The 23,451-nt window shown below is 55.2% G+C and carries 21 protein-coding genes, 2 tRNA genes and 1 rRNA gene; 3 read left to right on the forward strand and 21 right to left on the reverse strand.

Features of this window, described 5'->3' with window-relative positions; translation table 11 throughout:
* Positions 1-39: 39 nt before the first annotated feature.
* From ACKTS9_RS03750 to ACKTS9_RS03760, 3 genes are all read right to left on the reverse strand, one after another.
* Positions 40-116: transfer RNA gene (locus ACKTS9_RS03750), tRNA-Ile, on the reverse strand.
* Between the two features lie 5 nt (positions 117-121).
* A tRNA-Ala gene (locus ACKTS9_RS03755) sits at positions 122-197 on the reverse strand.
* Positions 198-325: 128 nt separating this feature from the next.
* Positions 326-1,853, reverse strand: a 16S ribosomal RNA gene (locus ACKTS9_RS03760).
* Between the two features lie 540 nt (positions 1,854-2,393).
* Between ACKTS9_RS03760 and ACKTS9_RS03765 the strand changes: the two genes are divergently transcribed.
* Entirely contained in the window at positions 2,394-3,710 is a 1,317-nt protein-coding gene (locus tag ACKTS9_RS03765; protein WP_407879024.1) for a sodium-dependent transporter, read from the forward strand.
* 49 nt (positions 3,711-3,759) lie between these two features.
* Here ACKTS9_RS03765 and ACKTS9_RS03770 read toward each other — a convergent pair whose 3' ends face one another.
* The 4 genes from ACKTS9_RS03770 to ACKTS9_RS03785 all read right to left on the reverse strand — a co-directional run bounded on the left by ACKTS9_RS03770 (position 3,760) and on the right by ACKTS9_RS03785 (position 5,603).
* Positions 3,760-3,957, reverse strand: a complete 198-nt coding sequence (locus tag ACKTS9_RS03770) for a hypothetical protein (protein ID WP_349216784.1) — start codon at positions 3,955-3,957, stop codon at positions 3,760-3,762.
* The gene (locus ACKTS9_RS03775) at positions 3,954-4,340 is read right to left on the reverse strand and encodes a metal-dependent transcriptional regulator (protein ID WP_349216785.1); all 387 of its coding nucleotides are present in this window, start codon (positions 4,338-4,340) and stop codon (positions 3,954-3,956) included. The genes ACKTS9_RS03770 and ACKTS9_RS03775 overlap by 4 nt, the downstream gene beginning before the upstream one ends.
* Positions 4,341-4,410: 70 nt before the next feature.
* Positions 4,411-5,343: a cysteine synthase A gene (gene cysK / locus ACKTS9_RS03780; RefSeq protein ID WP_407879027.1), complete on the reverse strand. Its 933-nt coding sequence runs from the start codon at positions 5,341-5,343 to the stop codon at positions 4,411-4,413.
* A gap of 89 nt (positions 5,344-5,432) precedes the next feature.
* The gene (locus ACKTS9_RS03785) at positions 5,433-5,603 is read right to left on the reverse strand and encodes a hypothetical protein (RefSeq protein ID WP_349216787.1); all 171 of its coding nucleotides are present in this window, start codon (positions 5,601-5,603) and stop codon (positions 5,433-5,435) included.
* 126 nt (positions 5,604-5,729) lie between these two features.
* On the opposite strand from ACKTS9_RS03785, the gene ACKTS9_RS03790 reads away from it, so the two are divergent.
* Positions 5,730-8,315 carry an FAD-dependent oxidoreductase gene (locus tag ACKTS9_RS03790; RefSeq protein WP_407879029.1) on the forward strand — a complete coding sequence of 862 codons (2,586 nt, stop codon included), beginning with the start codon at positions 5,730-5,732 and terminating at the stop codon, positions 8,313-8,315.
* Between the two features lie 70 nt (positions 8,316-8,385).
* Here the strand turns inward: ACKTS9_RS03790 and ACKTS9_RS03795 are convergent, their stop codons facing one another.
* The 3 genes from ACKTS9_RS03795 to ACKTS9_RS03805 form a co-directional block, all read right to left on the reverse strand.
* On the reverse strand, positions 8,386-10,080 hold the full coding sequence (locus ACKTS9_RS03795; protein WP_407879031.1) for a PASTA domain-containing protein: 1,695 nt from the start codon (positions 10,078-10,080) through the stop codon (positions 8,386-8,388).
* A 43-nt stretch (positions 10,081-10,123) separates the two neighbouring features.
* A complete protein-coding gene (locus ACKTS9_RS03800) occupies positions 10,124-10,855 on the reverse strand; it encodes a YebC/PmpR family DNA-binding transcriptional regulator (RefSeq protein WP_407879033.1) in 732 nt (243 codons plus the stop codon).
* 79 nt (positions 10,856-10,934) lie between these two features.
* Positions 10,935-12,275: an RsmB/NOP family class I SAM-dependent RNA methyltransferase gene (locus ACKTS9_RS03805; protein WP_407879035.1), complete on the reverse strand. Its 1,341-nt coding sequence runs from the start codon at positions 12,273-12,275 to the stop codon at positions 10,935-10,937.
* A gap of 62 nt (positions 12,276-12,337) precedes the next feature.
* Between ACKTS9_RS03805 and ACKTS9_RS03810 the strand changes: the two genes are divergently transcribed.
* A complete protein-coding gene (locus ACKTS9_RS03810) occupies positions 12,338-12,487 on the forward strand; it encodes a hypothetical protein (protein ID WP_407879037.1) in 150 nt (49 codons plus the stop codon).
* Positions 12,488-12,573: 86 nt separating this feature from the next.
* On the opposite strand, the gene ACKTS9_RS03815 is transcribed toward ACKTS9_RS03810, so the two are convergent.
* The 11 genes from ACKTS9_RS03815 to ACKTS9_RS03865 all read right to left on the reverse strand — a co-directional run bounded on the left by ACKTS9_RS03815 (position 12,574) and on the right by ACKTS9_RS03865 (position 23,428).
* A complete protein-coding gene (locus ACKTS9_RS03815) occupies positions 12,574-12,996 on the reverse strand; it encodes a Mini-ribonuclease 3 (RefSeq protein WP_407879039.1) in 423 nt (140 codons plus the stop codon).
* A 17-nt stretch (positions 12,997-13,013) separates the two neighbouring features.
* Complete coding sequence (obgE, locus tag ACKTS9_RS03820; protein WP_349216794.1) at positions 13,014-14,285, reverse strand: GTPase ObgE; 1,272 nt, start codon at positions 14,283-14,285, stop codon at positions 13,014-13,016.
* 111 nt (positions 14,286-14,396) lie between these two features.
* The gene (gene rpmA / locus ACKTS9_RS03825) at positions 14,397-14,648 is read right to left on the reverse strand and encodes a 50S ribosomal protein L27 (protein WP_177484461.1); all 252 of its coding nucleotides are present in this window, start codon (positions 14,646-14,648) and stop codon (positions 14,397-14,399) included.
* An 18-nt stretch (positions 14,649-14,666) separates the two neighbouring features.
* Complete coding sequence (gene rplU / locus ACKTS9_RS03830) at positions 14,667-14,978, reverse strand: 50S ribosomal protein L21 (protein ID WP_349216796.1); 312 nt, start codon at positions 14,976-14,978, stop codon at positions 14,667-14,669.
* Positions 14,979-15,093: 115 nt separating this feature from the next.
* On the reverse strand, positions 15,094-16,389 hold the full coding sequence (locus tag ACKTS9_RS03835) for a hypothetical protein (protein WP_407879042.1): 1,296 nt from the start codon (positions 16,387-16,389) through the stop codon (positions 15,094-15,096).
* On the reverse strand, positions 16,386-17,243 hold the full coding sequence (gene folD, locus ACKTS9_RS03840) for a bifunctional methylenetetrahydrofolate dehydrogenase/methenyltetrahydrofolate cyclohydrolase FolD (RefSeq protein WP_407879044.1): 858 nt from the start codon (positions 17,241-17,243) through the stop codon (positions 16,386-16,388). The genes ACKTS9_RS03835 and folD overlap by 4 nt, the downstream gene beginning before the upstream one ends.
* 26 nt (positions 17,244-17,269) lie before the next feature.
* On the reverse strand, positions 17,270-18,466 hold the full coding sequence (gene lgt / locus ACKTS9_RS03845) for a prolipoprotein diacylglyceryl transferase (protein WP_407879046.1): 1,197 nt from the start codon (positions 18,464-18,466) through the stop codon (positions 17,270-17,272).
* Positions 18,463-19,758 (reverse strand): EF-P 5-aminopentanol modification-associated protein YfmH, encoded by a 1,296-nt coding sequence (gene yfmH, locus ACKTS9_RS03850; protein ID WP_407879048.1) that lies wholly within the window; start codon positions 19,756-19,758, stop codon positions 18,463-18,465. Before yfmH ends, lgt begins: the two co-directional genes overlap by 4 nt.
* The gene (locus tag ACKTS9_RS03855; protein ID WP_407879050.1) at positions 19,751-21,019 is read right to left on the reverse strand and encodes a M16 family metallopeptidase; all 1,269 of its coding nucleotides are present in this window, start codon (positions 21,017-21,019) and stop codon (positions 19,751-19,753) included. Before ACKTS9_RS03855 ends, yfmH begins: the two co-directional genes overlap by 8 nt.
* Before the next feature lie 58 nt (positions 21,020-21,077).
* Entirely contained in the window at positions 21,078-22,127 is a 1,050-nt protein-coding gene (locus ACKTS9_RS03860; RefSeq protein WP_407879052.1) for a M15 family metallopeptidase, read from the reverse strand.
* Positions 22,128-22,222: 95 nt separating this feature from the next.
* Positions 22,223-23,428 (reverse strand): aspartate kinase, encoded by a 1,206-nt coding sequence (locus ACKTS9_RS03865; protein ID WP_349216803.1) that lies wholly within the window; start codon positions 23,426-23,428, stop codon positions 22,223-22,225.
* Positions 23,429-23,451: the final 23 nt, after the last annotated feature.

Consider the following 23,451-nt stretch of genomic DNA (forward strand, 5'->3'; position numbering starts at 1 on the left):
ATTCCGCTGTTTGAACTTCCTTCTCCTTCTCAGAAGAAGTGGTGGGCTCAAGTGGACTCGAACCACCGACCTCGCGCTTATCAGGCGCGCGCTCTAACCACCTGAGCTATGAGCCCATTTTTGGTGGAGATAAGGAGGCTCGAACTCCTGACCCCCTGCTTGCAAAGCAGGTGCTCTCCCAGCTGAGCTATACCCCCACGCTTTCGCGTTCGGTTACGCTCTTTATCTTGAGTTCCCTTAAGGGCCCTCAAAATTAAACAATATCTTTCCGCTTAACTTTCCCTGTTCCAGAATGCTCTTCCGAACATCCTGCCTGACTCCTTAGAAAGGAGGTGATCCAGCCGCACCTTCCGATACGGCTACCTTGTTACGACTTCACCCCAATCACCAGTTTTACCTTCGGCGGCGTCCTCCTTGCGGTTAGACTACCGACTTCGGGTCCCCCCGGCTCTCATGGTGTGACGGGCGGTGTGTACAAGGCCCGGGAACGTATTCACCGCGGCATGCTGATCCGCGATTACTAGCAATTCCGGCTTCACGCAGGCGGGTTGCAGCCTGCGATCCGAACTGAGACTATTTTTGTGAGGTTTGCTCCACCTCGCGGTATCGCTTCTCTTTGTTAATAGCCATTGTAGTACGTGTGTAGCCCAGGTCATAAAGGGCATGATGATTTGACGTCATCCCCACCTTCCTCCGTTTTGTCAACGGCAGTCTCGCTAGAGTCCTCTTGCGTAGTAACTAACGATAAGGGTTGCGCTCGTTGCGGGACTTAACCCAACATCTCACGACACGAGCTGACGACAACCATGCACCACCTGTCTCGATGTCCCGAAGGACTTCACTAATCTCTTAGCTATGCATCGGATGTCAAGACCTGGTAAGGTTCTTCGCGTTGCTTCGAATTAAACCACATACTCCACTGCTTGTGCGGGCCCCCGTCAATTCCTTTGAGTTTCAACCTTGCGGTCGTACTCCCCAGGTGGATTACTTATTGTGTTAACTGCGGCACGGATGGGGTCAATCCACCCACACCTAGTAATCATCGTTTACAGCATGGACTACCAGGGTATCTAATCCTGTTTGCTACCCATGCTTTCGAGCCTCAGCGTCAGTTAGTGCCCAGTAGGCCGCCTTCGCCACTGGTGTTCCTCCCGATATCTACGCATTCCACCGCTACACCGGGAATTCCGCCTACCTCTACACCACTCAAGATCTGCAGTTTTGAAAGCAGTTCATGGGTTGAGCCCATGAGTTTCACTTCCAACTTGCAAATCCGCCTGCGCTCCCTTTACACCCAGTAATTCCGGACAACGCTTGCCACCTACGTTTTACCGCGGCTGCTGGCACGTAGTTAGCCGTGGCTTCCTCGTCAGGTACCGTCATTATCGTCCCTGACAACAGAGGTTTACAATCCGAAGACCTTCTTCCCTCACGCGGCGTCGCTGCATCAGAGTTTCCTCCATTGTGCAATATTCCCCACTGCTGCCTCCCGTAGGAGTCTGGGCCGTGTCTCAGTCCCAATGTGGCCGATCAACCTCTCAGTCCGGCTACCGATCGTCGCCATGGTGGGCCGTTACCTCACCATCCAGCTAATCGGACGCGAGGCCATCTTTCAGCGGATTGCTCCTTTGACCTCAATACGATGCCGTATCGTGGTCTTATGCGGTATTAGCAGTCGTTTCCAACTGTTGTCCCCCTCTGAAAGGCAGGTTCCTCACGTGTTACTCACCCGTTCGCCACTAAGCTAAGCCAATGTCACTCCGAAGAGATCTATCGAAATAGCTCCGTTCGACTTGCATGTGTTAGGCGCGCCGCCAGCGTTCGTCCTGAGCCAGGATCAAACTCTTCATTAAATGGTATTTAAACCAGCTTAATGCTGAATCTAAATCTTAGCATCCAGTCCGCAATCGCTTGCGTCCTAAATTACTTAAAGGAAATGTTTTTTGTGAACGTTTTTCACGTTCTAGGGTTCCGTTAAGCTTCTTGATATTGTTTAATTTTCAAGGTCCTTAGCGTCCTCTCGGACAGCTCATTTATTATATCTCATTCAGTTCCGTTTGTCAAGAACTTTTTTCGATATTTTTTTGAGCCGTCTCTTCGGAGCAGCTTTCCTATTTTAGCACTCTCTTGCCCTTTTGTCAAGAACTTTTTTCGTGCTCTTTTCGGTCGGCTTTTCGCTCTTTTGTGACCCGTCCGTGGGGACAGCTTTGTTATACTACCACATCCTTCCTCTCCTGTCAACTCCTTTTTTTCCCTTTTTTGAAATTTATTTTTTGCTTCCTTATTTATATAGAGAGACAGATTCCAACAGGGCATTCAAGCTGCCGCTTTGCATTGCTCCTTTTGTTTCTTTATGCTATACTGTGGAAAACATCAGTGACAGGAGCAGAATCATGCAGGAAAAACACAATCTCAAATTTCGGAACAAACTGGGGTTTGTTCTGGCCTCGGTGGGCTCTGCCGTTGGCATGGGCAATATTTGGCTTTTCCCCTATCGTGTAGGCCAGTACGGCGGTGCCGCATTTTTACTGGTATATTTCTTTTTTGTTGCTTTATTCGGCTATGCAGGCCTTTCCGCCGAATTTGCTTTTGGTCGTCTAACCGGTACAGGGCCTATCGGATCATACCAGTACGCCCTCCAGACCCGCGGCAAAAAAGGCGGCGGTCTCTTGGGCGCCATCCCTTTATTCGGATCGTTGGGTATCGCCATTGGTTATGCGGTGATTGTGGGATGGGTGCTTCGCTACTGTGCCGGCGGATTGACTGGATCCCTTTTTGATACGGATGCCGAAACCTATTTTGCGGACATGACCGGACCATTCGGAAGTCTGGGATGGCATGCGGCAGTAATTCTTCTTACCGCATTGATTCTTTTCGGCGGCGTATTAAAAGGAATTGAAAAAGCCAATCGCATTATTATGCCAGCCTTTTTCCTGCTGTTTCTGGGAGTTGCCGTCTATGTGGCATTTCTTCCCGGCGCCGGCGCCGGATATGCCTACTTGCTGATTCCTGACTGGAGCCAGCTTTTAAACCCCAACACCTGGGTAATGGCCATGGGACAGGCATTCTTTTCTCTTTCCATCACCGGTTCCGGCATGATTATTTACGGCAGCTATCTGGGAAAGGAAGAAAACATTCCCCGTGCAGCCGCACAAACCGCCTTTCTGGATACTTGCGCCGCTTTGCTTTCCGGATTTGTGATCCTTCCCGCCGTGTTTGCGTTTGGCTTGGACCCTGCTTCGGGCCCTCCCCTGATTTTCATTACACTTCCCAAGGTCTTTGCACAGATGCCCGGCGGTCGCCTTGTTTCCATTGTCTTCTTCCTTTCGGTCATCTTCGCCGGAATCACCAGTTTGGTCAATATGTTTGAGGTGTGCGCGGAAGCGGTGATGCGGCATTTGCATCTTCCCCGAAAGGCGTCGGTCGCTCTTGTGGCACTGATTGTATACGCCGCCGGTACACTCATCGAATATGAACCTCGCCTGGGCAGTTGGATGGACGCCATTACAATCTACATCGTTCCTTTCGGCGCTGTACTCTGCGCCATTATCATCTACTGGGTTCTGGGCACAGACCGTATTTGTGCCGAGCTAAACCAGGGAAGGAGCAAGCCGCTGGGAAAAGGCTTCCGAATTACCGCCAAATACTTTTACGTCGGTTTGGCTGTGCTCGTCCTGGTATGCAGCATTCTGTATAAAGGAATTGGATAAAACTCAAAATCCCCGTCCGGAGCGATTTCCGGGCGGGGATTTTTAAATATCATTTCTTCTCTTTGTCCGGGCGCGCCTGTGTCAGCAGCAAATAAAACGCCACCAAAAACACAAGCAGACAAATCACAGCAGAACTGACTGTAAGCTGTTCTTCCATAAAACCCCACAGCAGACGAGCCGCCATCAGCGCTGTTCCAACCACACAACCGATCAGACCAATGATCCAATAAACTTTTTGTTTTTTCATCGCACGATTCTTTCCTTATCTTCGTCTTTCAGCTGTTTGCGAATACTCTCAAACGTCTGTGTGCTGATCACATGTTCCATCCTGCAGGCATCTTCTGCCGCTGTTGCCGCATCCACACCGATTTGAATAAGAAAATCGCGGAGGACCGTATGGCGCTCGTACACGCCACGAGCCGCCGCTTCTCCTTCGGAAGTCAGACGCAAAAAGCCCTCCCGATCCATGGTGACCAGTCCCGCGCTTTTTAACAGTCCCACTGCGCGACTGACGCTTGGTTTGGAAAACTTCATGCGTTCCGCCACGTCAATGCTGCGCACTGCGCCCTTTTCCTGATAAAGAACCAGAATCGTCTCCAAATAGTCTTCCCGAGACTCAAACGAACGCACGACTTCTCCCTCCTTCGCGACATTTTTATCAGTGTAGCACAATTTTCCAAAAACAGCAACCGATCTTCTATCACCCTTCGAACAAATCTGTCGAAAGATATCTCTCGCCGCTGTCCGGCAGAAGAACCACGATGCGCTTTCCTTCAAAGGCAGGACGTGCAGCCAGTTCCAAAGCCGCGCTCAACGCCGCGCCGGAAGAAATTCCCGCCAAAATTCCTTCTTTTTGAGCCAACTGACGGGCCGCTTCATACGCCTGCTGCGTGGTTCTTGTTATCACTTCATTATAAATCTGTGTATCCAGAATGTCCGGAACAAAGCCTGCACCGATTCCCTGCAGGCCATGCGCCCCGGCCTGTCCTCCGGAAAGGACCGGCGAGTCCGCCGGTTCCACCGCAACCAGATGGACCGCCGGATCTTTTTCTTTTAAGTAACGTCCCACACCCGTTATGGTACCGCCTGTGCCGACGCCCGCCACAAACGCATCCACTTTTCCGCCTGCGTCCCGCCAAATTTCCGGGCCAGTGGTGCGATAATGAGCATCCGGGTTCGCCGGATTGACAAATTGTCCCGCCAGCATTGCACCTGTTTGCGCGGAGATTTCCTCTGCCTTTGCAATCGCACCCGCCATTCCCTTGGCACCTTCTGTGAGGACCAGTTCCGCGCCATAAGCCTTCATCAGCTTTTGACGTTCCACGCTCATGGTTTCCGGCATTGTGATGATTACCTTGTATCCCCGCGCTGCCGCAACGGCACACAGACCAATCCCCGTATTTCCGCTGGTCGGTTCCACAATGGTACCGCCCGGCTTCAGTTTTCCCTGTTTTTCAGCGGTATCCAGCATATAAAGCGCCACCCGGTCCTTCGCGCTTCCTGCCGGATTCTGCCCCTCTAATTTGGCAAAGAGTTCCGCCTTTATCCCGGCGCTTTCCGTCAGGCGCGCCAGCGAGATTAAAGGAGTGTGCCCAATCGCCTGTGTAATATCCGAAAAAATTCTTTCTCCCATATCGCATCCTCCTTATTCCTCATTATATCCGGCACGATCATCGGATGCAAGAGAGGGCGCAGCCGTACGGCCGCGCCCTCTTCTTCCTTTTATTCCGGCATACTGTCCACACCAGCCTGCGCCAGCATTTCCGCTGCTGCCGCCAGACTTTGCAGATCTTCAACAGCAAACTTGCTCTCTGCCAGACGACGCTTCAGCGGTTCGCTCAGCGAATTGTAGTAAACAAGCATCTCCGGTGTATAATCCTCAAAATTCTGCATGTGTGTCACCTCGTTTTTATTCTCTCACAAAACAGTTCAAATATTCACAAAAAATTGCAAGAGCCTGAGCACAAGCGTATAATGAAGCCATGGGACCCTGAAAATGAATCAGGAAGGAGCACTTACATGAATGTAGTAATAATTGGCGGCGTGGCCGCGGGAACCAAGGCCGCCGCGAAACTGAAGCGCATGGACCAAACCATCCGTATCACCCTGCTCAGCCGGGACAGGGATATCTCCTATGCCGGCTGCGGTCTTCCCTATTATGTGGGCGGCGCCATCGAGAGCCGCGGAGAGCTGATCGTCAACACTCCGGAAAAATATACTGCCCTGACCGGCGTCACCGTACATACCGAACGGGAGGCCTTCCGGCTGGACAGTGCACAGCGGCAGATTTTCGCCAAAAATCTGGAAAACGGCGAAGAAGAGCTCTATCCTTATGACGCCTGCGTTGTCGCAACCGGCGCATCTTCCATTGTTCCCCCGCTTCCGGGCGTTCAGGCCGAGGGCGTTTTCAAAATGCGCACTCCCGATGACGCGGAACAGCTGCGCACGTATCTGACAGCCAAGCAGGCGCGGAGGGCCGTCGTGGTCGGCGGTGGTTTCATTGGTCTTGAAATCGCAGAAAATCTGTTGATGCGCGGTCTCAGCGTGACCGTTGTGGATATTGCTCCGCAGGTCATGCCCAACGTGTTGGATCCGGAAATGGCAAACTTCGCCAAAAAGCATCTGCAAAAAGCAGGCGTCCGGGTACTTACCGGAACAAAAGTGACCGAAATTCTGGCAGAAGGCAACAAAGTTACCGGCGTACTGACCAGTGCGGGCAAAATTGTGGCGGACGTTGTGGTCATGAGCGTCGGCATCCGTCCCAACACCGCATGGCTTTCTGACAGCGGCATTCAAATGGAGCGCGGGTTGATCGTGGTCGATGATCAGCTGCGCACCAACCTGCCCGATGTCTACGCTGCCGGCGATTGTGTGATCGTCAAAAACCGTCTTACCGGAGCGGCCCAATGGTCTGCGATGGGCTCTTCCGCCAACTACGAGGGACGCACTCTGGCGCAAGCCCTGGCCGGACAGGACAAGCATTATCCCGGCGTTCTCGGTACCGGTGTGGTGAAACTGCCCGGACTGAACGGCGGACGGACTGGTCTGACCGAAGAACAGGCACGTCAGGCCGGTTACGATGTGGAGACCGCTCTGGCCGTGACGGATGATAAAGCGCATTATTATCCGGGTGCCGCCTTTTTCGTCACCAAGCTGATTGCGGACAAAGCCAGCCACCGGCTGCTCGGCATCCAGGTATTCGGGCCCGGCGCCGTGGATAAAATGATCGATATTGCAGTGACCGGAATTTCCATGGGCGCTCGCCTGGAAGACTTTGAAAATCTGGACTACGCCTATGCGCCCCCCTTCTCCACTGCCATTCATCCCTTTGTACAGGCCGTGTATGTTCTGCTGAACAAACTGACCGGCGTTCTGGAGAGCATGACGCCCGCCGAGTACGCCGCCGGCGCCGCAAAAGAGTACACCGTTGTGGATGTTGCGCCGCAGCCGTCCATTCCCGGTGCGCGCTGGGTAGATTTGGGCAAAGTGAACGGTCCCATTGAAGGACTGGCCAAGGATCAAAAACTGCTTTTGGTTTGCGCCAAAGGCAAGCGAGGCTACTTCCTGCAGAACCGCCTGAAAGCCTTTGGGTACACTCAGACAAAAGTTTTGGAAGGCGCGGTTTTCTTCAACGACGTAAAAGTGGAAGGCGCCCAGAGCACCGTATCGCCGCAGGATGTCACCCGTGTGAAAGCGCTTGGTTTCTTGCAGGACAAGCGAACTCCCGATCGTTTTAACGGTCGTGTGATCACACGAAACGGCAAAGTGAGCGCCGAAGAAAGTAAGGTCATTGCCGAGGCAGCAGAACGCTTTGGCAGCGGCGAAATCACCATGACATCCCGCCTGACACTGGAGATTCAGGGCGTTCCCTATGCAAACATTGAACCGCTGCGGGATTATCTGGCGCAAAACGGGTTGGAGACCGGCGGAACCGGTTCGAAGGTGCGGCCTGTTGTATCCTGCAAGGGAACCACCTGCCAGTACGGTCTGATCGACACCTTCGCGCTTTCGGAAGAAATTCACGAACGCTTCTATCACGGATACCGGGATGTGAAGCTGCCGCATAAATTCAAAATCGCCGTGGGCGGCTGCCCCAACAACTGCGTCAAGCCCGACCTGAACGATCTGGGCGTAATCGGCCAGCGCATTCCTGAAATCGACGCTTCCAAGTGCCACGGATGTAAGGTATGCCAGGTGGAAAACGCCTGTCCCATCCACGTGGCCAAGGTCGTGGACGGAATTGTCTCCATTGACGCGGACGCCTGCAACCACTGCGGACGCTGCGTAAACAAATGCCCCTTCGACGCAATCACCCGCTACACAGGCGGATACAAAGTCTATGTTGGCGGACGCTGGGGCAAGCATGTAGCGCAGGGACGCGCGCTTGATAAGATTTTCTCCAGCAAAGAAGAGGTGCTGGATGTGATTGAAAAAGCAATTCTGCTGTTCCGCGAACAGGGAATCACGGGCGAGCGTTTTTCCGACACCATCGCGCGTCTTGGCTTTGATCAGGTACAGGCGCAATTGCTCAGCGATGAACTGCTGCAGCGCAAACAGGAAAATCTTTCTGCGCAAAAGCATCTTGTGGGAGGAGCCACCTGCTGAGCCCATAGGTTTCAAAAAAACAAAAAGGCGAGAGAAAAGCATTGCTTTTCTCTCGCCTTTTTCATGCATGTTAAGCGCTTGGCGTCTGACCGTCACTGGATGAAGAAGATGTCGTTCCATCTTGCGAAGAAGAGGAAGACGACGCGGGCGGCGGTGTGGATTCACTGGATGTGGAAGTGGCTTCTTTCGCCACATACACCTTAACCACCGTCTCATTCATCTTTACTTTCTGGCCGACCTCCGGCTCGGTTTTTACAACGGTATAAGCCGTATATTTCCCGTCCGGATTGTCCGTCTCCACAATTTCGAACAAAATGTTATTCTCGCGCAAAAGCTGTTGTGCATCGCCTTTGCTCAAGCCCACGATGTTCGTGGGAATCGTGGCGTATTCAGGGCCTTTGCTGACGTACAGCTTGATGGTCGCCCCCGGCGAAACTTTGGTACCAAAGGCAGGCTCCTGACGAATGACCTTTCCTTCGTCGTAATCATCACTGTACTCATATTCCGTTGTGAACAGGAATGTCTCCTTATAGGTATCGCTGTCGATGATATCCTGATAAAGGTTGCCCACAAAGTTGGGGACCGAAACTTTTTCCGCGACAGACTGAGAAGAACTGCTCTGTGCAGAACTGCTCTGACTTTGAGATGCAGAGGCAGATGTCGAAACAGAAGAGGAAGAAGACTCTTCCCCGCCGCCCACAGCGCTCAAAATCGCCCATACGCTGAGCAGGATCACCAGCAGCAGTCCGCCTGCGGCAATGGCCACAAACTTCCATTGACGGCTCGTCAAATGGAACTTTGAGTCCAAGCGCGTTGGGGTGGTGATAGCCGCCAGCAAATCCGACGCAGACTGAGGCCGCTCGCTGGGATTCAGCCGCATGGCACGGCCGACTGCCGTGGAAACATACCCCGGCAGTTCCCGGTTCACACGGTGGGCCGGCAGCATATTGTCATTCATTCTGCGCAGGTTGGCTGCCAGCGGCGTATGCCCTGTCAACGCACGGTAAAACAAAGCGCCCAGGCTGTAAATATCGGTATATTTTCCGTCAAACTCTGCAACAGCATACTGCTCCGGAGCCGCATATCCATCCACAAGCTGGCTTTTCAGTTCACCGCCCGCATTGCGCAGGCCAAGTGTCGCATACCCGGACAATTTTGCCCCGGCAGGCGTGATGAATACGGTTTCGGGGCTGATTCCGCGGTGCAAAAGCCCCATGCGGTGCATGGCCTCCACGCCATATACCACCGGGCGCAGAAGCATCAGCGCTTCTTCCTGTGTCAAAGGCTCTTCCCGTGCATCCAGATAAGCCTGCAGCGTCTCGCCCTCGTCCGGTTCACGCACTGCGTAGGCGGTGTTGTTGGTCTCCACCAAATCCAGCACCGTCACAAGGCCCTCCGTCCGCCCCAGCGTAACAAGACTGCGGTACAAATCCACAAAATCCATGCGCGTGGTTTTGAACATGACTTCTTTTCCGGCGCGCGGCACCACCGCCCCTTCGCGGGTGCGGGCGGCACACATGGTGACCGGGACATATTCCTTGATGACCACACGATGGGCATTGGTAACGTCAATGGCCTGATAGGTCACGCCCTCTCCATCCACGGCGATACATGCCCCGATGGTGTAGCGGCCCGCCAAAAGGCTGTAGGCCGGCAGCGTTCCCCGGGGATTCCGGTTTTCAAATTTGGCTCCGCAGAACGGGCATTCGGCCAGCCCTTCGTCCACACAGGACATGCAGTTGTCGCATATGATCTGGTTGGGCAAAGCCGTCACCTTCCTTTCTCTATCCATTCACAAGGCAGGACACTCAGCGGTCCAAATCTTCTTCGTTTTCCAGGTTGTGCCACACGTTCTGCACGTCGTCATCGTCCTCCAGATGATCCAGCAGCAGTCCCATATTTTTAATGGCATCCGGATCGGTCAGCGCAGTGCGCGTGGACGGCACCATCGCCACGTCCGCAGAAATGAAGCTGTAGCCTTTTTCCTCCAGCGCCGCGCGCACATCACTGAACGCCGCGGGAGAAGTGGTGATCTCCGCCACATCGTCCGCCATATCGAAATCGTCTGCACCGGCGTCGAAGGCATCCTCCATCACGGTCTCCTCATCCTTGCCTTCCACGTCCAGAACGATCACGCCCTGTTCGCTGAACAAAAAGCTGACACATCCGTTATTGCCCAGATTGCCGCCGAATTTATCAAAGTAATGACGCAGATTGCCCGCGGTGCGGTTGTCCGTCAGGGTCTCCACCATCATGGCGATGCCATTGGGGCCGTATCCTTCGTAAGTGATGCTTTCGTAATCGTCTTTTTCCGCGCCCTGTGCCTTTTTGATAATACGCTGAATATTGTCGTTCGGCACGTTCAGGCTTTTCGCCTTGGCAATCAGATCGCGCAGCTTACCATTCACCGCGGGGTCCGGGCCGCCGGCCTTAATGCAAACAGACATCTCGCGTCCGATCTTGGTGAAAATCTTCGCGCGCTGACCGTCTGTCTTTTCTTTCTTGCGCTTGATGTTATTCCATTTACTATGCCCTGACATAACAGGAACCCCCTAATAAATTAGTATAATCCTACCATTTTAACTAAATAAGTATACCATACAAAGAAAGCAAAATCAACTATCCCAAGTTCCGCAGGCCCTTCGGATAGTGGTTTTTAACACGTCCTGCACTGCATTTTCCCCATCCGAGAGGGAATCCGTCCACCAGCACTGCGGTCCATCCATTCCCTGCTGTTTTTGCCGCAATCTCTTCCCCCCGCAGCCAGGCGGCTGTTCTGGGGTCTGCCAGCGTCAGCTGTTCTGTATTGCGGCAAAGACCGCCGAACGCCATGGCCAGTCCATGCGCAGGAACGAACCTTCCCTTGACCACACTGCCCAGTTCCACTCCGCAGCGGACGGTACGCAGACGCCCCGCAGGAGACGCCAGTTCCGGCACAAGATACCAGCGGTCGCCGTTCTGCACTGGAATGCCGGGCAGTTGTCCGAACATTTCGTCTAAAAACTGCCCGCATTCTTTGGCAGGTTTTGCCTTGTGTGAAACAGAGCGCCCGGGCTGAGGCGTTCCAGCCTTTTGCAGAAGCGCCATGAAGTGTCCCTCGCCGCCATGGCACGGGTAAATGCGCCAGCACAAAGACGCATCGAAATCCCAACCGCAGCGGCGGGCCTCTTCACCCGGACTTCCAGCCGCAAGCCGAACCGGCAAAAGCGAGAACTCCGGGTGGCGCGAAAGAAAGCGGCCGATTTGCCCTTCATCCTCTTCCGGGGCAAAGGTGCACGTGGAATAGCACAACAGACCGCCGGGTGCCAAACAGCGCGCAGCGTGCCCTAAAATCTCCGCGCCCATTTCGGAGCACTGACGAACCAATGCCTGCGAATGTTGGCGCAGCGCCTCCTCTTCCTTCCGAAACATCCCTTCGCCGGAGCAGGGGGCATCCACCAAAACCTTGTCAAAAAACTCCGGAAACGCATCCGCCACATGCGAAGCGTCCTCGTTCAACACCCAGGCGTTGAAAATTCCCATTCGTTCCAGATTGTTTTTCAGGATCTGCGCACGCGCGGCCACATACTCATTGGAAACCAAAAGTCCCTTTCCCTGCAGACGGGCACCCAGCTGACTGGATTTTCCGCCCGGTGCGGCACACAGGTCCAGAACCCGATCTCCCGGCTGAACATTCAAAAGAGCTGCCGGTGCCGCCGCACTCGCCTCCTGCACATAATAAACTCCTGCATGATGATAGGGATGCCGGCCGGGCCGCGTATTTTCTTTCAAATAAAAACTCTCCGGGCAGAAAGGTGCCGGACCTTCCAGAAAATCGGCACTGCGGGCAAATGTTTGCGCATCGGTGCGCAGCAGATTCACCGTCACCGCACGGTAAACGTGCTGGGCAGAGGCATACATCTTCTGGTATTGTTCGCCCAGCAGCTCCCGTTCCCGAGCCTCAAAATAGGAATCACTCATAAATTTTTCCTCTCGTATATTGCGCGAAAAACTTGCAGATACTATGGGTGTCAGGAGGTGAAATGACAATGGATAATCGCAGCACTCAGAACAAAACGAGCAACCGCACCAGCTCCAGCAAGACCAGCAACAAGACGACCAGTAAAACCACTGGCAAAGTTTCCGGTCGAGCTACCAGCTCCAACAGCCGCAACGCGTCCAACTGCAAATAACCTTCGATCCCCTTAACAATTTGTACGCACAAAAGCGCGGCGTGTTTTCCAAAGCAAGCTCTTGGAATACACGCCGCGCTTTTCGTTTATTCCGTCTGGGCGGCCGCGTCGATTGCGTCCCACACCTTGGAAAAGAGCTCGTAAATACGCGCTTCCCGCTTCTGCAGATACAGCCAGCCGAACAGCGCTTCCAATGCAGTGGACGCCCGGTATTCCTGCGGCGTCGCATGTTTCGCCACAGTGGCTTTGCTGGCATTTTTGCCGCGCCGCACCACCGCCAGCTCTTCTTCATCCAGCAGCGGAAGAATCGCCTCCAGCCCCAGACACTGGCCGCGGGCCGAAACGAAGCGGACCGCGTGCCGATGCAGCTGGTTCGGCACCAGCCGTGTGTATTCCACCAAACGGGCGCGCACCAGCAGTTCGAAAACTCCGTCTCCCACAAAAGCCAGAGACAAGGGAGACTGTTCCCGAATGTCGATCTTTTCACCCGGATTCGCCTCAAACAACATGCGCGCGCCCTCCTTTGTCAGAACACATAGTCAAATTGATATTCGCCAATGCAGATGGTGTCGTCCTCTTCAACACCCATTTCCACCAGCTTGGCAATCACGCCGCTATCCTGCAGCTGCCGCTGAAAATACTGCAGACTTTCGTAATCGTCCACATCGCTGCCCGCCAGAATGTCCTCCAGCCACGGCGCATCCACATTCCACACGTGCTCGTCCTCTTTGGTAACAGAGAACGCACGGGGATCTTTCAGCGCCGGGTCCGGCTTTACATATTCCGGTTCATACACCGCCACCGGCGGCAGTTCTTTCAGCCGCTCATAGACCAGGCCAGGCAGTGCATCCAACCCTTGCCGCGTTGCCGCGCTGACCGGCAGGAACAAAAGTCCCTTTTCTTCCACAAACGACCGAAAATCCTCGATCTGTTCGCTGCTGGCAATATCGCATTTATTTCCCAGCACGATCTGCGGGCGCTGGGCCAGTTCCGGCGAAAAGCGTTCCAGTTCGGTATTGATTTTTTCAAAATCATCCTTGGGGTCGCGGCCTTCACAGCCGGACACGTCCACCACATGCAGCAGCAGGCGGCAGCGATCCACATGGCGCAGAAAATCGTGGCCCAAGCCCACACCGTCAGCCGCACCTTCAATCAAACCCGGGATATCCGCCGCCACAAAACTGGCTTCCGGCCCTACCTTGACCACACCCAGCACCGGCGACAAGGTCGTAAAATGGTAGTTTGCAATTTTGGGTTTTGCCGCGCTGATCACAGAAATCAGCGTGCTTTTGCCAACATTCGGGAATCCGACCAAGCCCACGTCCGCAATCAGTTTCAATTCCAGACGAACGGTCAGTTCCTCCCCTCTCTGCCCGGGCCGGGCAAATTTGGGGATCTGCCGGGTCGGCGTGGCAAAGTGCACGTTGCCCCAGCCGCCCTTGCCACCTTTTGCAATGACAACCGGCTCGTCGCCGGAAATATCCGCAATCACAAGATTGCTCTGCGCGTCCCGAACCACAGTTCCCCGGGGAACCCGAATCACCAGATCGGGCGCATTTTTCCCGTTGCAGCGGCTTCCGCGGCCATTCTCACCCGTCTGTGCCACGTACTTGCGTTTGTAGCGAAAATCCATCAGCGTGGAAAGATTGGAATCGGCCACAAACACCACATTGCCGCCGCGGCCGCCGTCGCCGCCATCCGGGCCGCCGGCCGCCACGTATTTTTCACGATGAAAGGCGACGGCGCCATCGCCGCCATTGCCCGCCTTGATGTAGATTTGAGCGGTATCGATAAACATAGCGTCTCCTTTTCTGATGCGCGGCATTGCGCGCAGTGTCTCACGGTCGGTTTTAGTATTCCCCGTTCACACAAAAAAGCCGGGACAACTGCCCCGGCTTGCAAAAACAACTTATTGCTTGATGCTGACCTGCTTGCGGTCACGGCCGACGCGCTCAAAAGAAACGCGGCCATCAACCAGAGCAAACAGCGTGTCGTCGCTTCCGCGGCCCACATTCTCACCCGGATGGATGTGAGTGCCGCGCTGACGGACCAAAATATTGCCGGCGAGTACAAACTGGCCGTCGCCGCGTTTCACGCCGAGGCGCTTGGACTCGGAATCACGGCCGTTTTTGGTAGAACCTACGCCTTTTTTATGTGCCATGTTAAATACCCTCCCCTATTAACCGTTGATCTCGGTGATCTCAATCTTGGTATACGGCTGACGATGACCTTTCTTGCGCTTGGAGTCCTTTTTGGGACGATAGGTCAGAACGGTAATCTTCTTGCCTTTGCCGTTTTTCAGAACTTTGCCGGTGACTTTCGCGCCCTCCACAACCGGAGTGCCGAATTTCACGCTGCCCTCTTCGCCAACCGCCAAAACGTTGTCGAAGGTGTAAGTGCTCTCAGCCTCGGCGTTCAGCTTCTCAACGAAGATGACGTCGCCTTTTTCCACGCGGTACTGTTTACCGCCGGTAACGATCACTGCGTACATTTGTTTCCCTCATTTTCATAAGTCTCGCTGGACAAACAGGCGGCCGGCAAACGCCGACACTTCAGGAGCCCAAACCAAGCGGCTCATACACTATACCACAAACGATGCAAAAATGTCAAGCGCTGTGCCTGCTTTTTCCGAAAAAACGCAGCAGGTCTCCCGCAGCCAGAATCCAATAAGCAGGCAGACACAAAAGGAACGGCATAAAAAAGGTTGCCTGGGCCCATCCCACATGCACATAGCTGTGGGGCTTGGCCAGCACCAGCCAGGAAGCTGCCGCCAAAAAACTTAAGAACGCAAAACTCAGCTGTGCGCCGCGGCTCTGTGTACCCCGGCGCAGCGCCCACAAAACCGCCACCAGCAACAGTGCCATTGCCGCCAGTGCCAGGAAATGCCAAAGCTGCACCCGAATGCCGCCCACCTCATACAAAGGCGTTTTCAAAACCCGGCGGAAGGTCTCCGGCAAACTTGCCTGCGAAGCCTCTTGTGAATACTCATAGGCTTCCGAGGCTTTTCCAAACAGGCGAACTGCCACCGGTTCCATAAACCTCTTCCATGCAGCTGCAAATCCGCCGTCCAGCCGCGCCAGCACGCAGAGTTTATACACTACCGATGCGCCAAAGGCCGCCAATGCGCCCACGGTCGGCGGAACTGCTGTGCGCCAAAAGCGCCGCGCGCCGTCCGGTTCTGCCCAAAGCTGCACCAAAACCGGCACCATCAGGCAGATGCACACATCCGAAACATACTCGTACTGACACAAAAAACGGATCAGGCATGGGATAAATGCGCTCAAAAACAACCGAAGGCCGCAATGCCGGGCCGGAAGGCCCCGTCGCAGTGTAAAGCACATGACCGCCATGGGCAGCATCTGCACCCAGCCAAGCCAATACAGATTGGTGGCAAAGCTGAAGGTATGCGGCATGATTGCTGCCGCGCATACAGCGCTCAGAACCATCGCACCTTTTCCGAACCAGCGCGCCGCCCAACCAAGGATCACCGTCAGCATCAGACAGTACAACACCCCGTTGACCCCATGCAAAACAGCCAGTCGCGTTTGCGGCGAAAAAGGCAGAAGACGGTCCGCCAGACCATATACAATGCCCGCCAGGCCGGGTTGTGAATCGTACGTTTCAAAGTCCTCAGAAGGAAGCGTCCCATCCTGAACATAAACATCCGTGACATACTTGCGTCCCAGGCTGTGCTCTGTCAGGGGAGATACATACCTTTGAAGGAGAATGCGCGCCGGGTCCTGCGGGTTCTGCCGGTCATAAATCATATCGCCGATCATAATTTCTTCCGAGGTAATGTCCGTTCCGGCAGCCATTTCCCGGCCGGGACCCACAAAAAAGACCGCGCCCAGCAGAACGGCAAAGATGGCCGCCAGCCAGCCGTATTTCCGCAAAAAATTCATTCCGCCTGTCCTCTCTGCCGCTTGGCAGCCTCCAGAGTATTGCGCATGAGCATCGCGCGGGTCATCAGGCCCACGCCTCCGGGCACGGGCGTAATGAAAGCAGCCTTCTCACTGGCCGCTTCAAAATCCACATCTCCGTGCAGCTTTCCATCTGCGCCGCGGTTGATTCCCACATCGATGACCACTGCGCCGGGTTTGACCATATCACCGGTGATGAACCTCTCGCGTCCCACAGCTGCCACCAAAATATCCGCCCGGCGGCAGATCTCCGCCAGATCCTGTGTACGGGAATGGCACAGCGTCACAGTGGCATTCTGCGCACACAACAACAGCGCCATGGGTTTTCCCACAATATTGGAGCGGCCCACCACAACAGCGTTCTTGCCCTCCATGGAAAGGCCCGTGCTGCGCAGCATCTCCAGACAGCCCGCAGGTGTACAGGGCAGGAAGCAGGATTCACCGATCACCATTTTTCCCACATTCACCGGCGTAAAACCGTCCACATCTTTTTCCGGTGCAATAGCATCAATCACATTCTTTTCGCAAATATGTTTGGGAAGCGGCAGCTGTACCAAAAGTCCATTGACCGAAGGATCCTCATTGCAGGCGCGCACACGCTCCAGCAATTCCGCCTCGGTGGTCTGCTCCGGCAGCCGAATCACATCCGATTCGATCCCGCAGGCCTCGCAATCCCGCGCCTTGCCCGCCACATAGGTCATACTTGCCGGATTTTCTCCTACAATGATGACTGCCAGACGGACGGTGATCTGCTTTTGACGCAGCGCTTGTACTTCCTGCGCCACTTCCTGTTTGACACGTGCGGCCAGCTCTTTGCCGCTGATCAGCTTTGCCATCTTGTTCTCTCCCCCCTCGGATGTGCTCAGTGCCGGATGCGCCGGCGGCTGGGGCGCTCGTTTTCCAGTGAGCGCAGCGCCCGCGCCGCCTCTGCATGAACATTGACCGTCTGTCGTGCAGCGCGGCGTTCCAATACCCTTGCGCGATCCGCACGGGGCTTGCGCACCGTTGCCGCTTTGGGCTGTGTTTTTTCCTCAGCAGCCGGTGCCGCTTCCGTTTCGGCGGCATCTTTCTCGCTCTCCGCTGCCTTCTCCTGTTCCACCAGCCGGTCAATGCGCTCCTTCAGTTCCTGCACACTGGGCGTCTCGTTTACGTTCCAGGTCAAAACCGCGGGGCCGTCCAAACGCTTGTCCACCACCGGGTAAGTAATCATCAAAGGTTGATCCCGATGCACCTTCCGCTGCCACAGCCAGACACCTGCCGCACCGATCACGGACACAAGTGCCAGCAGCTGGCTGACGCGGATGCCGCCAACGGTCTCCAAACTGTCGGTGCGCAGTCCTTCCACGATAAAGCGCTCGGCACCGTACCAGATGATATACAGCAGGAAAATCTCGCCGTGGAATTTGCGCCGTTTCTGATACAAAAACAGCACCACAAATCCCAACAGGCACCACAGGCTTTCATACAAAAAGGTCGGATGAACCGGCAGGGACGGGTCTACGGTCACGCCCTGTGCCGCCAGCGTTGCCTGCACCGATGCAAGATAGTTCTGTGTTCCTTCGCTGTACATGCCCCAGGGCAGGGTGGTATTGGTGCCAAAGGCTTCCTGGTTGAAGAAGTTTCCCCAACGACCAAGCCCCTGCCCGATCAGAAAGCCCATGGCCGCCAGATCGAACATGGGAAGCGTGGGCACCTTGCGCCAGCGGCAAAGGAACAGCGCAGAGACAAACGCCGCCAGCACACCGCCATAAATGGCCAGACCGCCGTCACGCAGGTTGATCATATCCCACAGGCTTTCATATTCAAACGGGGCAAAAACCACATAATAAGCGCGAGCGCCCACAATGGCGCACAGCGTCGCCAGCATGACCACATCGATCATGCGGTCCGAATCAATGCCATAGCTGCGTGCCTTGGAAAAAGCGAAGGCCAATCCCAACACCAACCCCAAAGCGATGCAGATTCCGTACCAGTACACCGGCACGCCGAACACGGTAAACGCCACCCGGTTGATGGTCATGGAAAGGCCCAGCCCCGGAAAAGTTACATGGTTGATCATGAAGCAAGTTCCCCTTTCTTTTCCCCTGCGGGGCGGATGATCACGGTGGCACTGTACTCTTCCTGCAGCAAATTCTGCAGCGCGCCGTTCACGTCTTCCAGCGTAATGGCAGCCAGCGTGTCGATTTCCTCTGCGGGTGTGCGGCCACGGCTGAACGCACTGAACAGGCCCGCCGCCACATCGTCAATATTCTCCAGATCTGCAATCAGCTCACCATACAGCTGATTTTTGCACAGCGTAAACAGTTCTGCATCCACACCCTCGCTGCGCAGGCGACGAATTTCCTGCAAGAGAAGTTCCCGCACATATTCCGGGCGGCTTGTCTCACCGCCGAAGACCGTGCACAAAGCGCCGGGCACACTGAGGATTTCACCGGAAAACCCCGGGCTGACCAGATTCTCGTCATACAATTTCCGATACAGCGGCGTCATGCTTCCACAAATCAATTCAGTGAGAATGTCACAGAGGAATTCTATCTTCAACTGATTCTCCGGCTCGGGCAACGCTTCTTTAAAGCCCACGCCCAGCAGCGGTTTGGACACCGGCATGGAGAAGGACCGCTCCTTCTCGGCCACCTGCCGGGGCTCGCACACCGGAATGCGTTCCACCACACCCGTCTTCTCCGGGATAGCAGCCCGCTCCACCGCATCCAGCACCTGCTGCATGGTCACATTGCCCGCCACAGCCAACGCCATGTTTTGGGGGCGATAAAACGCATCTGCACAGGCATACAGCATTTCCGGCGTGATTTCTGCGATGCTCTCCACACTTCCGGCGATGTCTTCGCGCACCGGATGCTGCCCGTACAGGCACTGATAGACGCTGAACATCAGCCGCCAATCGGGGGAATCGTCGTACATTTTAATTTCCTGCCCGATAATTCCCTGCTCTTTGGCAATGGTCTTTTCCGTAAAATACGGGCGGGACACAAAGCTCAGCAGAATGTCCAGATTTTCCTCTGTGCGGCTGGAGGCCGAAAACAGATAACAGGTTTTATCGAAGCTGGTATACGCGTTGGCATTGGCGCCCGTTTTCGCATAAAGCGTAAAAGCGTCCCCCTCTTCGTTCTCAAACATTTTGTGCTCCAGAAAGTGCGCCACACCGGCGGGCAGATCCCAGCGCTTTCCATCCAGAACAAAGGAGCGGTCGATGCTGCCGAACTTTGTACCATACAGCGCATAAACGCCGGTAAAGCCGGGCATGGGATGCACCAGAACCGTCAGGCCGTTGGGCAGAACCGTTTTTTCAAAGGCTGTTGCCCGCTCGACCGCCTGTTTGCTGGTCTCAGACATGCGCATTCTCTCCTTTCGTCAGCGTGTAGGAAACCGAAAGCGTAAACATGCGCAACACATTCCGCACATCTTCTTCCGTCACCGCGTCCACCTGTTCCATCACCTGCTGAGGCGTGAACAGGCTTCCCCGCATGATCTCCCCAAAGTACCAGTTTTCCATTCCCTGCAGAGTATCTCCCACTGCACCCAGCTGGTTTTTCAGGCTGCGCTTTGTGTCAGCCAGCTCTTTGGCGGTGATGGGACCTTCTTTCAGGGCGTCCAGCTCCTCCAAAATAGCCTGTTTCGCCGCTTTGGCATTCTGGTGTTCCACGCCGCTGTCAATGCACAGCAAGCCGGCCATGGACGCATAAGAGGCCGCACAGTAATAGCACAGGCTGCGCTTCTCACGCACATTGACAAACAGCCGTGACGTAGCGGTTCCGCCCAGCAGAGCCACCGCCACCCGCGCCGCGCTCAGTTTTTCCGGCCGCTGAGGCTGGCCGGCCGTAAACAGCAGGCACAGTTTTCCCTGTGCGGTATCCATCGGTTCTTCAAAACTCTGCTCTGCCTGAGCCGGCTGTGCAAATGCCGCAGGCAGATCCGCGGGAGCGCGCTCGATCCCTTCCAGAGCCTTTAAAACACTCTGTTCCACCGCGCACGCATCCGCCCCCAGGGCCATCACCTCAATGCGGGCAGAGCGAAGCATCCGGAAGAATGCGCGGGTCACCGTCTCAGGTGTAAGCCCGTCTACTTCCTGTGCATAACCGTACCGCTCCACACCTGCCGGCGCATCGCCAAAAAACTTGCGCCGCGCCTGGCGAACACAGTAAGCGCGTTTCTCATTCATTTCGCTGGCGATCAGTTCCCGCAGCTGCTCTTTTTCAATGGCCACCGCCTCGGGATCAAACACACCGTCCACGAAATACGGACGAAACGCCGTTCCCAATGCCAGCGCAGCATATTCTTCACTGAGCTTTTCCCCATTGAGGGCAAACTCATCCTTGATGCCGCCCACAGCCACCGTCAGCACGCGGCTTCCGCTGTTTACAACACCGTCCACCGAAAGCGAGGCGCCATACAGCCGCGCCAGCTTTTTGGAAAGCAGCGTCATATCCGGACAATCTGCACAGCAGCGCTCCATCAGCAGCGGCATCAACGCCTCCGCTGTCGCCCACTGCCGGTCAGCCGGCCAGATAAAATTGATCGAAACCCGGCAGCGATGAAACTGCCCGGCGGGTAATGCCGTCAGATACACGCCGTCTGCGATTTGTTTTCTCTCCATCGTCCAAAATCCTTTGCTGTTTTGTTTCTATGATAAAAACGAAGCTGCAAGCCCGTTTTCATTCAACCTTTCCGAGATATTCTTCCAGGCACACGCCTGCATCCATGATCTTTTGCGCATCCTCGACACCCACATAGCGGTAATGCCACGGCTCAAAGCTGGTGCCCGTGATCTCCGTCTTATCCTTGGGATACCGCAGAATAAACCCGTAACCCGCAGCATTTTCATACAGCCACTGCGCTTCCGGGGTCTGCTCCAGGCTGCTGTCCAGGCTGCCGCCATATCCTACAGCCACAATGTCCGCCGCCAAACCGGTCTCGTGCTCCGAAGTGCCCGGCACATTGCGCCATTTTTTCGTTGCGGCGTACGCCTCTTCCTCAGTATAGCCCTGCGCGATGTAATCCTGTTTCATGCTTTCAAACAAAATGGTCTGGCTCTCATGGCTGCGGTATGCCGAACGAACCTGCAGATGAACGCCGTCCGCCTCGGCTGCCGCCAGCATGTCCAGCAGCGGTTTTTGAATGCGCTCGTCCACGAACTGCTCAATTCCCCGGAAGTCATACCCTACACTGGCCAGTTCCGGAGCATATCCCTCCGGAAGAGGATTCGTCGTGTTCGCCAAAAGAAGGCTCCACAGATCCGGGTCACTGGGGCCAAGCACTTCGGGTTCTTCCACCACAGCCGAGGCCGCCTGTTCCGCCAGAGCGGAGAGAGATTCAGCCCGCTCTTCCTCACGGATCCGCTGCTGGGTGGCCATAAAAATCAAAACGCCCGCGGCACCCAGAATCACCAGAAGCATCAACCCGCTCCAAAGGGCCAGCCCTTTTTTCTTCCGGCGCTCAACCCGCCGCACCGGTTCGCGCGTGGCAGCCGGCGCCACATACTCCTGCCGGACCTGCCATGCTTCGTCTGTCTTTTCCGGCGCCAGCTGCACCCTTTTCTCCATGTTCTTCTCCTCGTTTGCACTGCGCTCTTTTCGTTCCCGCCTTTTCTCATCCTGATAGCGGGGCATCGTCTGTGCTTTTCTGCGCCGGCGCGAAAGCTCCTGTTCTCTCCGTGCAAGATGCTCTTGCCGCACCTGACGCGGGCTGGCTGCTTTTCTGGTCAAATGATTCCCCCCTGAAGATATGAAAATGCGAAAAGGCAGGCTCTGAAAAAGCCTGCCTTTTAGTATACCACAGTCAGCTGTAAATAGCCAGCGCATCAACGGAAAAATGCATCGTGCACAGCTGCCACAGCGCGGTCCGCCTCTTCCTTTTTGATGATGACCGAAAGCTTGATCTCGCTGGTGGCAATCATCTGAATGTTGATGTTGTTCTCATACAGCGTCTCAAACATTTTGGACGCAACGCCCGGATGGCTCTGCATGCCGGCGCCCACAATGCTGACTTTCGCCACATCTGTGTCCACCTTGATCTCACGCCCGCCGAAACGGCTGCGGTTTTCCTCCAAAAGGCGCTGGGTCAGCGGCGCATCTTCCAGCGGAACGGTAAACAGCAGATCCTTGTTCCCGCTGCGGCCCACCGACTGCAGAATAATTCCGATGTTGATTTTGTTCTGCGCCATCAGGCTGAACACTTTAAAAGAAATACCCGGCTGATCGGGCACCTCCAGAATTGAAACAGCAGCCACCTTATCGTCCTTGGCTACGCCTTTGATCAGCATTCCTTCCACGTCCACGACCTCCTTAACAATGGTGCCCGGCACATTCGTCAAAGACGAGCGCACCTCCAGATTGACAGAATATTTCTTTGCAAGCTCCACACTGCGGTTGTTGAGCACCTGTGCGCCCAGGCTCGCCAGTTCCAGCATCTCGTCAAATGTAATGGTATCCAGTTTGCGCGCATTGGGGACCACCCGCGGGTCGGCGGTGTACACACCATCCACATCCGTATAAATCTGACACAGATCCGCATGCAGCGCCGCCGCGATTGCCACTGCACTGGTATCGGACCCGCCCCGTCCCAGCGTGGTGATGTCATCATACCGGTTGAGGCCCTGGAAGCCCGCTACCACAACCACACGGTTGCGTGCCAGCTCGCTTTCAATGCGCTCGGTATCCAGATCCTTGATCCGGGCACGACTGTAGGCACGGTCCGTGTGGAATCCTGCCTGCCAGCCCGTCAGGCTGATGGCCGAACAACCGATCTCCGCCAACGCCATGGCCAGCAGAGCAATGCTGATCTGCTCTCCTGTGGCCAGCAGCATATCCAACTCCCGCTTGGACGGATCGTGTGTGATCTCGCCCGCTTTCGCAATCAAATCATCTGTGGTATCCCCCTGCGCGGAAACAACGACCACTACGTCGTTGCCTTCGTTGTGGGTATTGGCCACAATGCGCGCCACGTTGAACAACCGGTCGCGGTTGGCCACCGAGCTGCCGCCAAATTTCTGCACAATCAAAGCCATTGCTTTCCCTCTTCCCCTCGTTT

Source organism: Owariibacterium komagatae, assembly GCF_045865535.1.
Taxonomy (GTDB): domain Bacteria; phylum Bacillota; class Clostridia; order Oscillospirales; family Ruminococcaceae; genus Ruthenibacterium; species Ruthenibacterium komagatae.